This window comes from Vibrio sp. FF266 (assembly GCF_041439695.1).
In the GTDB taxonomy this organism is placed as follows: Bacteria; Pseudomonadota; Gammaproteobacteria; order Enterobacterales; family Vibrionaceae; genus Vibrio; species Vibrio tasmaniensis_A.
Window position 1 is genome coordinate 13,463 of sequence record NZ_JBGOOO010000011.1, and the last position, 15,239, is coordinate 28,701.

The window sequence follows — 15,239 nt, forward strand, 5'->3', positions numbered from 1 at the left end:
TATGAGAGATAAGGTTCAAGCACTTGCTGGAGGTATGATGGTATCCATCATCGTACTGGTTATCGCAGGTATATTTATTGGTGTGGGCGCTGGTGTTGTAAACCAAATGTCTGCTACCGACTCTGTTATTTGGGCATTCTTTAAGCTGATGTTAGATCTTGGCTTGATGGTCATGCGCAATCTACCGCCTTTCTTTGCGATTGGTCTAGCGTTCGCGCTGGCGAAATCTGAAAAAGGTTGGGCAGCCTTCACTGGCTTTACCATGTTCATGTGTTTCAACGTCGCTATCGGATCGATCGCTGCATTTCACGGATGGACTCAAGAAACTACAAGCGTTGCGTCATTAATGAATGATGCTGGCTACGACAAAGTAGCAGCGCAAAACTTCAACTCTTTATGGGGTGAGTCTTTAGGTATCTTCGCTTACAACATGGGGATCTTTAGCGGTATTCTTGTTGGTTGTATTACGGCTTGGATCCACAACCGTTACTACAAATTCGAAATGCCTGCACTCTTGAGCTTATTCTCTGGCCCTCGTGCCGTAGTGATTTTCGCTTACTTCGCTATCATGCCTATCGCGCTGTTTGTTTACTACGCTTGGCCGCCGATCGCAGGGGCACTGCAGTCCATCACTACCTTGATTACTAGCTCAGGTATTTTTGGCTCTTTCCTATTTGGCGTATTTGACAAAGGCTTATTGCCATTTGGCTTACATCACCTTATCGCCTTCCCTATTGAATACACTCGTGTTGGTGGCGTAATGGAGATTGATGGTGTTGTTTACGAAGGTGTTCGTAACATCATGAATGGCCAAATGAGTTCACCAGAGGCAACGAGCTACATTACACATAACTTTACCAGCGGTCGTATTCCAATCCAAATTGGTGGCCTAACGGGTGCTGCTTATGCAATGTACGTAACAGCAAAAACAGCCAATCGAAAGAAGGTAGCCGCTATCATGGTGCCTGCGGTATTTACGGCTGCTGTTATCGGCATTACCGAGCCACTGGAATATACCTTCCTATTCGTCCAACCATTCCTATTCTTTGCAGTGCATGTTCCGCTAAATGGTCTTGCTTATGTGATCACCGAAATGATGGGTGTTTCAATTCACGGTAATCAGCTGCTATTTATGGTGCCTAACCTACTACAACCTGAAAAGGTTCATGCTTGGGCTCTATTGTGGATTATCCCACTATACTTCGCGATTTACTTCTACACATTCAAGTTCTTCATCCTGAAGTTTGATTCAAAAACCCCAGGTCGCGAAGAAGAAGATGGTGATATCGCCCTGTATTCAAAAGAAGACTTTAAAAAGAAAAAGGAGCAGACCTCAAAAGGACTGCCTGTTGAAATCATTGAAGCGCTTGGCGGTGCAGACAACATCGAGAACGTAACAAACTGTGCGACTCGACTGCGTGTTTCGCTGCATGACGAATCACTAACGGCAAGCGATAAAGTTTGGAAACAACAGCTCAACGCAATTGGCGTCGTCAGAATGAATAAAGGCATTCAAGTGATATATGGAGCCAACGTTATTACGATTGCCTCTGGTATCAAAGAAGCCCTTGGTGTCGACTCTTAGCTAAGCGCAACTTCCGTAACCCTACTGTTACGAATCTATAGAAACCAATAACTGACAATTCCTCCTGTGACTACAAGTCACAGGAAGGGATTCGTGCACCTGAAATATGGGAAATATAAAAATGAAAGCAATGACAAAACATGCAGTTACTTTACTTGCTCTTTGTGTTTCTGGCGTCCTACACGCAAACGAAAATACAACATCAAGCTGGTCTGAGCGCAACCCTATCGTCTTCTGGGGAGATAGAGCCAATGAGGACTGGAGCTATGTCGATGGTCTAGACGAAAGTCAAAAAAGCTTTTCAGAAAAACTCAAACGCTTGGATACTGATGACAGTGGTGACTGGAAAGTCTCATTTAGCGGTAATGTAAAAGCCGCAGTCGATAACCGTTGGAATCACATGTACGACGGAGAAAACCGCAAGAAAAATGAACTGCGTACTCGCATGCAATTCTCCACCGATGTGACTTACCAAGACTGGATGCGTGTATTTGGTGAAATTCGAACCAACTACACTAACCTCGATAGTCCGGGTCCAGTTGACGATGCCGGTACTGACTTCCACCAGTTGTTTACCGAATTCAAATTACTCGATGACGGTGAGCAATACCTAAGTACCCGCCTTGGTCGCCAAGAAATATACTTAAATGAATGGCAAATGATGAACCGTGAACCAACGCCAGTTCAATCAAGTTGGAATGCAGCCAGCGCAAAATACAGCGTAGCAGGCATCAATTTTGACGCATACTACGGTGAAGAAGTATTCCCTCTCTACAAAGATGGCAGCTTCGGTGGCAACTGGGATGATAAAACCAATGGCAAAAAATCGACCGGCTTATTCGCTAATTGGAGAACTGACTTCGGGGCAATGCAAGCCTACATAATGAGTAATAAACTCACCAATGAAAGCTTTGTTAATGCACCAGACGGTGACGTCGACATTCAAGTTTTAGGCTTACATGCCCATGACTTTGTGAGTGAAGGGTTTGGTTACATGCTCGACGGTGTTTACCAATTTGGTGATCATGCAGGTAAAGATATCTCAGCCTACATGGCTTATGCCGATTTGAACTACAACTGGAAAGCAGACTGGAACTATCGCTTAGGTCTGAACCTACATTACGCATCAGGTTCAGATAAAGACAGCGACAAAGTGAACACGTTTAACCCTTTGTGGACAGGTGACCCACTGGGTTTCGCACATGATGGCGCTTACGGTAACGCAATGCAGGTCGGTTCTTACACTGTGATTGAGTATCAGCCGAAACAATCCATCATCGCAGGCTTTATGTCGACATGGCGTGCCAACACAGATGATGCAATCTACACACTCAACCAAGATGTATTATTTGGTGCAGAGTCTGACGAAAAATACGCTTACACCCAATTTTATCTGCAATTCCATAATTACATCACAGGCAACTTAAAGTCTGAGTTAAATATGTACTACGCATTAGATAGCGACTACACACGTGACGTAGTCGGCAGTAGCAGTGATGACATTTCCCGTGTTGAAATCGCACTGATCTATAACTTCTAACACTGCTTATCAGGTTAGTATGTTACTAAATGAATTCGCCCAGCAGTGCTGGGCGAATTTTTTAGAACATCATATTTCAGTTAATTGAATTACTCATCCGGCTGCTTGGTTCGAAGATCCACATATGGCCAGTAATGGTGCCCGACTCGAATCAAAAGTGTTGCTGCCGCTAAGATAAACGCTGCAACAGACAACCAAACGATGAGTACTGCATCCAACTCTTTCATGCCTAAAGTGATGTAACGGGCAATCGCCATCATCGCGATATAAATTGGGTATCGCACCGGGATCTTACCGTTCATCACAAACTGCTGAACCATCGCCAACACTTCTAAATAGATAAACATCAGTAGAATATCGGTCAATTGCACTCGACGTTCAGCAAAAACATGCATGAACTCTTCGACCATCGCAAACAAGGTCGCGAGCGTGATCGCCACCAGTAATACCGCTTCCATAATGTGAAATACTTTTAAAAACGGCTTACTAAAAGATTTAGGTAAGTGAGAAGGCATAGTCACTCTTCAAAAAATAATTAATCCAGTCTCTACATTAGCATGCGATCTAGAGAAGCGACGAATACAAAAATGGCCCCACATTCACTGCAGAGCCATCGACTTGTTTTTTTACTTAGCAACTTTCTAGTGGCTAACTAACCTTACAACAGAATCAGATAAGTTAAGAACACTACACACAGGCCGTAGATCAATGGGTGAACTTCTTTACGCTTACCAGCAACAACCATTGTGAATGCGTAGCTAATGAAGCCCATCGCCATGCCGTTTGCTGGAGAGAAGCTCAGTACAGTGAACATGATGGTGAAGAAAGCTGCAATGCGTGACTCTTTCTTTTCCCAGTTAATCTGACCAAGGCGACCCACCATGTAGATGCCAACTACAACCATCGCAGGTGCAACCATTGCCGCTGAGAAAATAGAGAAGATTGGGTATAGGAACAGTGAGATTAAGAACAGACCAGCTACCATGACCGCAGCTAAGCCCGTCTTCGCGCCTTGAGAAGAAGCAATACCCGATTCAGAGAAAGCAGTAATCGATGTGGTACCTAGAATTGAACCAATCACAGTACCGCCCGCATCAGCCACTAGCGCCGATTTTGCATTCGGCACTTTACCGTCTTTGTCGATGATACCGGCATCACGGCCAACACCCACAATCGTGCTCAATCCATCGAAGAAATCGACAATCAAGAAGATAAGTACGATGAACAACAAATCGAACATTTTCTCAGGCGTAAAAGCTGAGAAGTCAAAGATAGCGCCAAAGCTGCCTGCCATACTTGGTGGCATTGAAACGAATTGGTCAGGGATTGGGGCGTTTGATGTGCCCATGAATACATCAGCAAGAATGGTCAGTACGATAGCTGAAACAAACGAGATAAACGTGGCCAACTTAATATCACGAACCATACAGCCCAATGCGATGAAGATGCTCACATAAGCGATGATCACTTTTGGATCGGAAATGTCACCTAAACCAACCAGTACGAACGGGTTAGAAACGATGATACCCGCATTCTTAAGGCCTAAGAAAGCAATGAACAAGCCGAGAGACACAGTAATCGCCAGCTTCAAATCTTCAGGAATCGATTCAATCATCGACTTACGGATATTAGTCAGTGAGAAGGCAAGATAAAGAATACCCGACAGGAAGATGCCAAATAATGCTTCATTCCAAAGTACCGCCACTGAACCACTTAACAATAAACCTTTGAAGAAGCCATTCATGCTCATGCCAGGTGCTAGCATGACTGGATAGTTACCCCAAATGCCCATGATAAGCGTTGCAATAGCAGCAGAAAGAGCGGTCGCCGTAAAGACTGCACCTTTGTCCATTCCCGGAATGCCACCCAAAATTGCTGGGTTAACCGCCAAGATATAACTCATCGCTAAGAAGGTAATAAAACCTGCGTATAGCTCAGTGCTGATCGTGGTCTTTCTCTCTGAGAGTTTGAACATGGTGTCAAGTGAGCCAGATGTCTTCTGGGCTTTCAGGGTGGAGTCGGTATTCACAACAAAACCTATGTATTAAATTAAGAAATTTGAGATTCAAATGCTGTGTGAATAGAGGGATCTCTACACTAAAAACTGTAGTCACCAAGGTAGGCTCGGTAGTAGAAACATCCAGTCTAGTAGGGTCTGTTGGCCCTTCGAGATGATTTTTGCAGCGAGTTGTTGGGGTTTTCTACAAGGCAGAGACTTTGATGTGTAGCTAGCCTACATAAGAAGTCGATAACGCAGTAGAAATCACCAACAAACGCTGCCCGAAGGGTTCGGCTAAAATCGTTTTATGCTTTGTTAAGGAGTCTTTACTTAGAATGCTAGGTTACAAACTCCTTGCCGCGCCTAAAACGATTTTTCCTCGAACAAAACTCCATCGCGAAAGGTCAACAGACCCTAGATATATACAGCATTTAATCGTTTGCGCGGATTGTAAGGATTGAGATTAAAACTTCAACAAATTTTGTTCAGATCACATAAAAAACTGAACATGATCAGTCATTACATTTATAGGAAGATCAGACAAAGGATCATTTGAGAATAAATAACGATCAAGCCAGTTGTTCTCAATCATCTAAATATGCTACTCTTCGCCTCCATTTTTCTGACCTAATTTTCACCAGTTGTCTCTATTAGTTTTACTTGTTATCCCTTTTTAGATGCAACCATCGGAACAAAAATTAGAGTCAGTGCTATCTTTTATAGTGTCGGTTTATCGCCCTCACTCAATCCAACCAACAGTGGAAATATACAGATGGGCAAAGGTACTCTTTACATCGTATCTGCACCTAGTGGCGCAGGTAAGTCGAGCTTGATCTCAGCAATGCTAGAAACCAATCCAACCTACGCAATGAAGGTATCTGTTTCACACACCACTCGCGGTATGCGCCCTGGTGAAGAAAATGGTGTTCACTACCACTTCGTAGAGAAGCATCATTTTGAAGACCTTATTAATAAAGGTGAATTCCTAGAGTACGCTGAAGTTTTCGGCAACTACTACGGTACTTCACGCGTTTGGATTGAAGAAAACCTAGACCGCGGTATCGATGTATTCCTAGATATCGACTGGCAAGGTGCTCGTCAAATCCGTGAACAAATGCCTCAAGCGAAGAGTGTCTTCATTCTTCCACCATCAAATGGTGAGCTAGAGCGTCGTTTAAATGTTCGCGGCCAAGACAGCGACGAAGTTATTGCAAAACGCATGAGCGAAGCAAAATCAGAAATTTCTCACTATGCAGAATATGATTATGTGATCGTGAATGATGACTTTGATGCAGCCCTAATGGACTTCAGAGCTATCATTCGTGCGGAGCGCTTAAAAGAAGATAAGCAAGCAGCGAAATACAGCGGCATGCTTACAGCACTACTAGCGGAATAATCTCTGATACCAATCGTAGTAAACAACTGGTCATTCTAGCTTGTGAAAAAGCCTGATAACGTCGTTAGAATTTTTGATTGTAGGGTCACTACTTATCGAAAAATTCTGCCTTGTTCTCAAACTTTTGTTCGGCGCTATCTCTGAACACTTATTTACTGTGATTGGTATAACTGGATTTTCCATTGAGATAAGTATACGGTGAACTAGAAAGTCTCTAGTTAAACTTGTATACTTTCTCGTCATCAAAAATTTATTAGTTAATTACTATTTGGAGTCCTCATGGCACGCGTAACTGTTCAAGACGCTGTTGAAAAAGTTGGCAACCGTTTCGACCTAGTTCTTATTGCGGCTCGCCGCGCACGTCAAATGCAAACTGGCGGCAAAGATTCACTAGTGCCTGAAGAAAACGATAAGCCAACGGTTATCGCTCTTCGCGAAATCGAAGAAGGTCTTATCACTAAAGACGTACTAGATGCTCGTGAGCGTCAAGAGCAACAAGAGCAAGAAGCGGCTGAGCTTGCAGCAGTAAGCAGCATCGCTCACACTCGATAGCTCATATTCGCTGATAGAATCAACGTCATTCGAACTAATTAACCTTCCGGGCCTTTAATTTGTATCTATTCGATAGCCTCAAAGACGTTGCCCAAGAATACCTAACAGAGCCTCAAGTTGAGGCTCTGCGTCAATCTTATGTGGTAGCGAGAGACGCCCATGAAGGGCAAACCCGTTCAACGGGTGAACCATACATTATCCACCCTGTAGCTGTTTCAAGAATCCTGGCAGAAATGCGTCTGGATATCGAAACTCTGCAAGCAGCCTTACTCCACGATGTAATTGAAGATACTGAAGTTACAAAAGAGGAGCTAGAAGCTCAATTCGGCAATACCGTTGCTGAGCTGGTTGATGGTGTATCTAAGCTGGATAAGCTTAAATTTCGTGATCGCAAAGAAGCGCAAGCAGAGAACTTCCGTAAGATGGTTCTCGCGATGGTGCAAGACATCCGCGTTATCTTGATCAAATTAGCTGACCGTACTCACAACATGCGTACGCTTGGGGCACTTCGTCCTGATAAGAAGCGTCGTATTGCTCGTGAAACCCTAGAGATTTATTCTCCGCTAGCTCATCGTCTTGGTATTCATAACATCAAGACAGAACTAGAAGAGCTGGGCTTCGAAGCCCTTTATCCTAACCGTTATCGCGTCCTGAAAAACGTAGTGAAAGCTGCGCGTGGTAACCGTAAAGAGATGATCCAACGTATCCATAGCGAAATCGAAGGCCGCCTTGAAGAAGTCGGTTTACCTGCTCGCGTACTTGGTCGTGAAAAGAACCTGTTCTCCATCTATAACAAGATGAAAACCAAAGAACAGCGCTTCCACACCATTATGGACATCTACGCTTTCCGCGTGGTGGTTGATACACCAGATACTTGCTATCGCGTACTTGGTCAGGCCCACAGCCTGTACAAGCCTCGTCCTGGCCGCATGAAAGACTATATTGCGGTACCGAAAGCCAACGGCTACCAATCTCTGCACACGTCAATGATCGGCCCTCACGGGGTGCCAGTTGAGGTCCAGATCCGTACTGAAGATATGGAGCAGATGGCAGATAAAGGTGTCGCGGCGCACTGGTCTTACAAAGGCAATGGCTCACGCAGTAGCAACGGGACAACCGCACAGGTTAAAGCACAACGTTGGATGCAGAGCTTACTTGAGCTGCAACAAAGCGCAGGTAACTCATTCGAATTCATTGAAAACGTTAAATCTGATCTGTTCCCAGATGAGATCTTCGTATTCACGCCGAAAGGTCGCATTGTCGAACTTCCAGCAGGCGCAACAGCAGTCGATTTTGCTTACGCGGTACATACCGACGTCGGCAACATGTGTGTCGGTGCTCGTGTAGACATGAACCCTTACCCACTCAGCAAATCGCTGAAGAATGGCCAAACTATTGAGATCATCAGTGCTCCGGGCGCACGTCCGAATGCAGCATGGCTCAACTACGTAGTGACCTCACGTGCGCGTACGAAGATCCGTCAGGTCCTGAAAACGATGCGTCGTGAAGAGTCGATTACCCTTGGCCGTCGCCTACTGAACCATGCACTTGGTGAACACTCTATTGCCGATGTCGGTCAAGAGAATATCGAACATGTATTGTCTGATCTACGTCTCGATAACATTGAAGACTTGCTAGCATCGATTGGTCTTGGTGAACTGATGAGTATCGTTATTGCTCGTCGTTTATTGGGCGATGCTGACGAACTGACTGAAGTGGCAAACAACAGCGATACACCTAGGAAGAAATTACCTATCCGTGGTGCTGAAGGCCTATTACTGACGTTCGCTAACTGTTGTCACCCGATTCCAGATGATCACATTATTGCTCATGTATCTCCAGGTCGTGGTCTTGTGGTACACCGAGAAACGTGTCCAAACGTTCGTGGTTACCAGAAAGAACCGGATAAATACATGGCGGTTGAATGGTCTGACGATTACAACCAAGAGTTCACTGCTGAACTCCAGGTCGAATTGCAGAACCATCAAGGTGCACTGGCTGAGTTAACTAACGTTATCTCGAAAACAGGCTCGAACATTCACGGTATCTCAACCGAAGAACGTGACGGACGCTTGTACACAGTGACTATCTTGTTGACCACGAAAGATCGTGTTCATTTAGCGAGTATTATGAAGAAGCTACGTGTGATGCCACACGCGCTCAAAGTAAGACGTCGCAAGAACTAACGTTCGAACTTATTGGCAACTTTGCTAAGAATTGAAATCCCCTTAATGCTTTATCGCTTAAGGGGATTTTTTGTGGCTGCGATTCTAGAGTTCCCCTAGTTTCATGCTATTCATGCCTGTACAAAAATCCAGTAAAATGCTTGAATAGATTATCTCTCTTACGTTTATGAGCCTTGTTATGTCACAGCTTTTATCTGCTATCCCTCTCAACTCTTTATCTGGAGTCGGCGCAAAAGTCGCAGAGAAACTGGAAAAGGTTGGGCTTAACAATGTACAAGACCTGCTATTTCATCTGCCTTTGCGCTATGAAGATAGAACTCGTATCTATCCCATAGTAAAGCTGCATGCCGGGCTGTGGGCTGCTGTGCAAGGCAAGGTGATGCATGTTGATACCATTTTCGGTAAACGTAAGATGCTTGCAGTAAAGATCAGCGATGGTAACGGCACCATCACCCTACGCTTTTTCAACTTCACCGCCGGTATGAAGAATAACTTTGCCGAAGGCAAACAAGTGCATGCTTATGGTGAGATCAAGCGCGGCAATATGGGGCTTGAGATTGTTCACCCTGACTACAAATTCTTTGCTCCTAGGCAACAACCAGATGTTGAAGCAAATCTTACTCCGGTGTATCCAACCACTGAAGGGCTAAGGCAAGTCACGCTACGTAACCTCACAGACCAAGCTCTAGAGTTAATCGATAAAGCAGCCGTCAATGAGCTGCTACCGTCTGGTCTATACGACCACCAAATTACCCTCGCACAAGCACTGCATACCATTCACAGGCCGCCCCCGGGCATTGACCTAGAGCTGTTTGATGAAGGCAAGCACCCTGCGCAACTGCGCCTAATTATGGAAGAGTTACTGGCTCAAAACCTGTCTATGTTGTCTGTTCGTAGCAAAGGGCAGCAAGACAAGGCAATGCCTTTTCCTCCAGTAAACACTCTTAAAGATAAGCTACTGGCTCAGCTGCCGTTTTCACCAACCAATGCCCAAGCACGAGTGACCAAAGAGATCGAAGCTGACTTGGAAAAACCGCACCCTATGATGCGTTTAGTGCAAGGTGATGTGGGCTCTGGTAAAACCTTAGTCGCTGCACTGGCGGCGATTCGCGCATTGGAACACGGTCAACAAGTAGCACTTATGGCACCAACTGAACTACTCGCAGAACAACACGCGATTAACTTTACCAACTGGTTTGAGGCAATGGGTATTCAAGTTGGATGGCTAGCAGGTAAGCTCAAAGGCAAAGCTCGTGAAACTGAACTAACACGTATTGCCAGCGGCGAAGCACAAATGGTGGTCGGTACTCATGCGCTATTTCAAGAGCATGTCGAATTCAAAAACCTTGGCTTAGTGATCATCGATGAGCAGCACCGATTTGGTGTCCACCAGCGATTAGAGCTGCGTGAAAAAGGCGCGAAGCAAGGTTATTACCCTCACCAACTGGTGATGACCGCGACCCCAATCCCACGAACGTTAGCAATGACGGCCTATGCCGATCTTGAAACTTCTATTATTGATGAGTTACCACCGGGGCGAACCCCAATTCAAACCGTCGCGATTCCTGATACCAAGCGCGATGACATTGTTGAACGTGTGAAAAATGCGTGTCTCAATGAAGGCAAACAAGCTTACTGGGTGTGTACGTTGATTGATGAATCGGAAGTACTGGAAGCTCAAGCTGCAGCGGATACGGCAGAAGAGCTGCAACGCAAACTGCCCGACGTAAAAATTGGTTTGGTTCATGGCCGAATGAAACCCGCAGAGAAACAAGCGGTGATGCAGGAATTCAAAGAGAACAAACTGCACCTGTTAGTTGCTACAACCGTGATTGAAGTCGGTGTGGATGTACCGAATTCGAGCTTAATGATCATCGAGAACCCAGAGCGTCTTGGTCTAGCGCAACTGCACCAACTGCGTGGCCGTGTTGGCCGTGGTTCGGTCGCAAGCCATTGTGTACTGTTGTACCACTCCCCACTATCTAAAACCGCTCAGAAACGCTTAGGGGTACTTCGTGAAAGTAACGATGGCTTTGTGATAGCTCAGCGTGACTTAGAGATCCGTGGCCCCGGTGAGCTACTTGGCACTAAACAAACAGGCTTGGCTGATTTCAAAATTGCCGACTTAGTTCGTGACCAACGTTTAATTCCTGAAGTGCAGCGTATCGCGCGTCATATTCACGATAGCTACCCAGACAATGCCAAGGCGATCATCAACCGCTGGCTGGGTGAACGCGATGTTTACTCTAAGGCTTAATTAGCAAAACTAACGTCATCCAAAACGTAAAAAGGCTTCCCTCAAGGAAGCCTTTTTAATGTGCGTTACTTTCATCAAGCGAGAGAGAGATTCCCCGAGAGGGAAGAGTGACCGAGTCGAGGATCTCTTAACTGCTCCCCGAACCCGTCACCATAAAACAGCCCGATGATAACTAAGGTTTCACAGGGAAACTGATCTGCGCCTTCAAGCCACCCTCACTGCGGTTATTCACCACCACCGCACCTTGGTGTTGGCTGACAATACGTTTCACGATCGCTAAACCTAAACCTGTCCCTTCACTACCACGAGCCGTGTCACCACGAGTGAACGGTTCAAACAACTTACCAATTTGGTCTTGTGGAATACCCGGACCATTATCTTCTACCGTTACCCAAGCCAGTTTGTTATCTGCTGTCATGCCAGTCGATACTTTGACCCAACCATTACCGTAGCGCAGCGCATTTACCACCAAATTACTCACCGCACGCTTCATCGCGATCGGGTTACCCAAAGCAGGTTTCATGGTTTCTGGAATATCGGTTTCAATCTGAACCTCATAGCCTCCTTCAGAGCTAGAGACCTCGCGCGCAATATCATCGACAAATACCGCCTGGAATGAGTCTCGGTCCACAGGCTTTAGGTAATCCATAAACTGACTGATGATCTCATTGCACTCTTCAGTATCACTGATGATCCCTTCCGCTAGATAGCTATCTTCTGGCGACATCATCTCAGTCGCCAAGCGAATACGCGTGAGTGGTGTACGCAGATCATGGCTGATACCCGCCATTAGTAGGGCTCTATCTTCTTCGAGTTCTTGAATGCCTTTCGACATCTGATTAAAGGCTCGAGTTACCGAGCGAATCTCTTGTGCACCTTGTACTGGTAAGGGCGGTGGAATATCACCTCGCCCAACACCTTGCGCGGCTTTCTCTAGGGCTATCAACGGCCGATTTTGCAAGCGGATAAACAGCCACCCACCAGCAACAATCAACAACGCCATGATCAGACTGTTACGAAATAGAGGCGCAAAGTCTTCTTCTTGCAGCTCAGACAGGGGAATACGAATCAAAGAGTTAGGCAACTGAGCAATGTCCATCCACAACACGTAACTTTCTTTGCCCAAAACCAATCGCACTTCGGTCTCAGAGCCCAACTCTTTGGTCATCTCCTCACTCATCAGGTCTATCGCGACCGCATGGTAGTACTCGCCCGACGCTTCACTGTCCTTTGCATGAACCGTAACCCCGAGCTGCTCAAGTACACGCTGACGCAGTGGCGCATCAATCTCGATATCACTGCCTTGGTCCAATACTAGGTTTAGTTCGTGAGCCAAAATCTTATTAAACTGCTGCAAACTCGGCATCAATGCATAATTGAACACCGCGTAATAAGAAAAGATTTGGCTGGCAACCAACAGGGTTAAGAAGAGCACTATCGACTGAGTAAAGGAGCTACGTATGCGCATAGAAGACCTAAAGTGAGGGATGATAAAGGAATATAGTGGGAACTATAACTGTAATACCAATCACAGTAAGTAAATGATCATAAATAGCGCCGGAAAAAGGCTTGAGAACAAGGCTGCAATTTTTGATAAGTAGTTATTCTACAATCAAAATTTCTAACGAAGTTATCGAGCGTTTTAACAAGCTAGGATGAGCAGTTATTTACTACGATTGGTATCTCTCATTGTGCTGAATACAAAACGGGCCATCGCATATTAATGAGATGACCCGTAAATAATAAATTCTGAATCACAGAACGAGCAAAGCTAGATTACACAGCTTTGCCATCTGGAACGAATACATAACCCAAGCCCCACACCGTTTGGATATAACGAGGTTTACTTGGATCTTCTTCTACTAGACGACGCAAACGCGAAATCTGAACATCGATAGAACGTTCCATCGCTGAATACTCACGGCCACGCGCCATGTTCATCAGCTTATCGCGAGACATTGGCTCACGAGCGTTAGTGACCAGTGACTTCAGAACCGCAAATTCACCTGAGGTAAGAGGCATAGGCTCTTCACCGCGGAACATTTCACGTGTACCTAGGTTTAGGCGGAACTCACCAAACTCAACCACAGACTCTTCTGTGCTTGGCGCGCCCGGTGCTTCAATCACTTGGCGACGCATTACCGCTTTGATACGAGCAAGCAGTTCACGTGGGTTAAATGGTTTTGGCAGGTAATCATCAGCACCCACTTCCAAACCCACAATGCGATCCACTTCGTCACCCTTTGCGGTCAGCATCAGGATTGGTAGCGAGTTGTTTGCGTTTCTTAGACGACGACAGATCGAAAGACCGTCTTCGCCCGGCAACATTAAATCCAATACCATCAAGTGAAAGTTTTCACGGGTTAACAGGCGGTCCATCTGCTCACTGTTTGCCACGCTACGCACTTGAAAGCCTTGCTCTGACAGATAGCGTTCTAGCAGTGCACGTAAACGAGCATCGTCATCGACCACTAAAATTTTGTAGTTTTCTTGCATGTAATGGTTCCACCTATTAAAGCTTAAACCTAAGGTTAAGCATTCTTGGTACATTGTATATTGGTATAAGACATTAAAAATGTAACATTATTGAGGGAAAAGTCGCCTAAATAATTGTTAACGTATGTTGCCTTTCTATATATTCTATCTTAGATCATCATTTCATTAAGTCAGATTTATGAAAACCAAACTTATCACCCGCGAAGGTTATAACAAGCTCAAAGCAGAACATGACCACTTATGGCACGAGAAGCGTCCAGAAATAACCAAAATAGTCACATGGGCTGCAAGCCTTGGAGATCGTTCAGAAAATGCAGATTACACCTTCAATAAGCGTTTGCTTCGTCAGATTGATCGCCGAGTGCGTTTCCTACGCAAATTCCTACCAGATGTCACTATCGTGGATTACTCGCCACAACAAGAAGGTAAGGTATTTTTCGGTGCTTGGGTCGAAATAGAAAATGATGATGGGGAAATTAAGAAGTTTCGAATTGTCGGCCCAGAAGAGATCTACGGCGATGCTAAAGGCTATATCTCTATAGATTCACCAATGGCTAGAGCTCTGCTCAAGAAAGAAGTGGATGACGAGTTTACGGTAACCACACCGGAAGGCGACAAAGAGTGGTTCATTAACTCTATTCGCTACGCAGACGACGAATAATCAAACCTAATAAACACTTAGCGATGAGCTGAGTGTTCAAGCAAACCCAAACGCCAGATAAAAGAAAACCCCGCTAGGCTTTCGCCTGACGGGGTTAAGTCTCTATCGCAGCAATCCGGCTACTGTTTATCTCTTCGAGATAAGGTGCTCCCTGCATCTTTCCTTGATAGTGGCTAAATCCTTTAACCAATTTCCTTTTTGTTCATCGCCATCCTAGCGGTGTCCATTCTAGCCTGTCATCCTGACTGGCGAATCTCATCCAGAGATTATCACTTCCTTGCTGACCACTCATCCTAAGTAATCAAATCTTCATCCTGAAGATACCTAGTCCGTTAGGCTTTTTCCTGTTCCTGCCAACTCCCTGTCGACAAGTTAAATATTACGGTATTTGGGCGAGTTTCCTAGACAGTCCCAAAAAACATTTCAGGTGAGAAATACGCCCACAAACACACAAACAAATAAAATCAGTAACTTAGGTTTATTTTAAGACGATTTCATCGATTTAAAGTGACTTAGTCGCACACCACGTGTGAGAGATCTCGCACAAAGTGGGTATCAGAAACGGAA

The 15,239-nt window shown here is 45.3% G+C and carries 11 protein-coding genes; 7 read left to right on the plus strand and 4 right to left on the minus strand.

The genetic code is table 11. The features are described from left to right. The first annotated feature begins 1 nt into the window (after window position 1). Together ACED59_RS10710 and ACED59_RS10715 are read left to right on the plus strand one after the other, a co-directional pair. Window positions 2–1,585, plus strand: a complete 1,584-nt coding sequence (locus ACED59_RS10710; protein ID WP_371704932.1) for a PTS transporter subunit EIIC — start codon at window positions 2–4, stop codon at window positions 1,583–1,585. A 121-nt stretch (window positions 1,586–1,706) separates the two neighbouring features. Next, the gene (locus ACED59_RS10715) at window positions 1,707–3,125 is read left to right on the plus strand and encodes an alginate export family protein (RefSeq protein WP_029224090.1); all 1,419 of its coding nucleotides are present in this window, start codon (window positions 1,707–1,709) and stop codon (window positions 3,123–3,125) included. Between the two features lie 89 nt (window positions 3,126–3,214). On the opposite strand, the gene ACED59_RS10720 is transcribed toward ACED59_RS10715, so the two are convergent. Further along, a complete protein-coding gene (locus ACED59_RS10720; RefSeq protein ID WP_009848000.1) occupies window positions 3,215–3,640 on the minus strand; it encodes a phosphate-starvation-inducible protein PsiE in 426 nt (141 codons plus the stop codon). A gap of 143 nt (window positions 3,641–3,783) precedes the next feature. Beyond that, complete coding sequence (locus ACED59_RS10725; RefSeq protein ID WP_017099272.1) at window positions 3,784–5,154, minus strand: NCS2 family permease; 1,371 nt, start codon at window positions 5,152–5,154, stop codon at window positions 3,784–3,786. Between the two features lie 742 nt (window positions 5,155–5,896). On the opposite strand from ACED59_RS10725, the gene gmk reads away from it, so the two are divergent. From gmk to recG, 4 genes are all read left to right on the plus strand, one after another. Next, the gene (gene gmk / locus ACED59_RS10730) at window positions 5,897–6,520 is read left to right on the plus strand and encodes a guanylate kinase (RefSeq protein ID WP_009848002.1); all 624 of its coding nucleotides are present in this window, start codon (window positions 5,897–5,899) and stop codon (window positions 6,518–6,520) included. Between the two features lie 279 nt (window positions 6,521–6,799). Then, on the plus strand, window positions 6,800–7,072 hold the full coding sequence (gene rpoZ, locus ACED59_RS10735) for a DNA-directed RNA polymerase subunit omega (protein WP_009848003.1): 273 nt from the start codon (window positions 6,800–6,802) through the stop codon (window positions 7,070–7,072). A gap of 59 nt (window positions 7,073–7,131) precedes the next feature. Further along, entirely contained in the window at window positions 7,132–9,258 is a 2,127-nt protein-coding gene (gene spoT / locus ACED59_RS10740) for a bifunctional GTP diphosphokinase/guanosine-3',5'-bis pyrophosphate 3'-pyrophosphohydrolase (RefSeq protein ID WP_012603022.1), read from the plus strand. 178 nt (window positions 9,259–9,436) lie between these two features. Further along, window positions 9,437–11,515 (plus strand): ATP-dependent DNA helicase RecG, encoded by a 2,079-nt coding sequence (gene recG, locus ACED59_RS10745; RefSeq protein WP_029224089.1) that lies wholly within the window; start codon window positions 9,437–9,439, stop codon window positions 11,513–11,515. Between the two features lie 172 nt (window positions 11,516–11,687). Here the strand turns inward: recG and envZ are convergent, their stop codons facing one another. Both envZ and ompR read right to left on the minus strand, forming a co-directional pair. After that, a complete protein-coding gene (envZ, locus tag ACED59_RS10750; protein ID WP_012603020.1) occupies window positions 11,688–12,983 on the minus strand; it encodes a two-component system sensor histidine kinase EnvZ in 1,296 nt (431 codons plus the stop codon). Between the two features lie 308 nt (window positions 12,984–13,291). Further along, on the minus strand, window positions 13,292–14,011 hold the full coding sequence (gene ompR / locus ACED59_RS10755; RefSeq protein WP_009848007.1) for a two-component system response regulator OmpR: 720 nt from the start codon (window positions 14,009–14,011) through the stop codon (window positions 13,292–13,294). A 178-nt stretch (window positions 14,012–14,189) separates the two neighbouring features. Between ompR and greB the strand changes: the two genes are divergently transcribed. Beyond that, entirely contained in the window at window positions 14,190–14,672 is a 483-nt protein-coding gene (greB, locus tag ACED59_RS10760; protein ID WP_012603019.1) for a transcription elongation factor GreB, read from the plus strand. Window positions 14,673–15,239 lie beyond the last annotated feature (567 nt).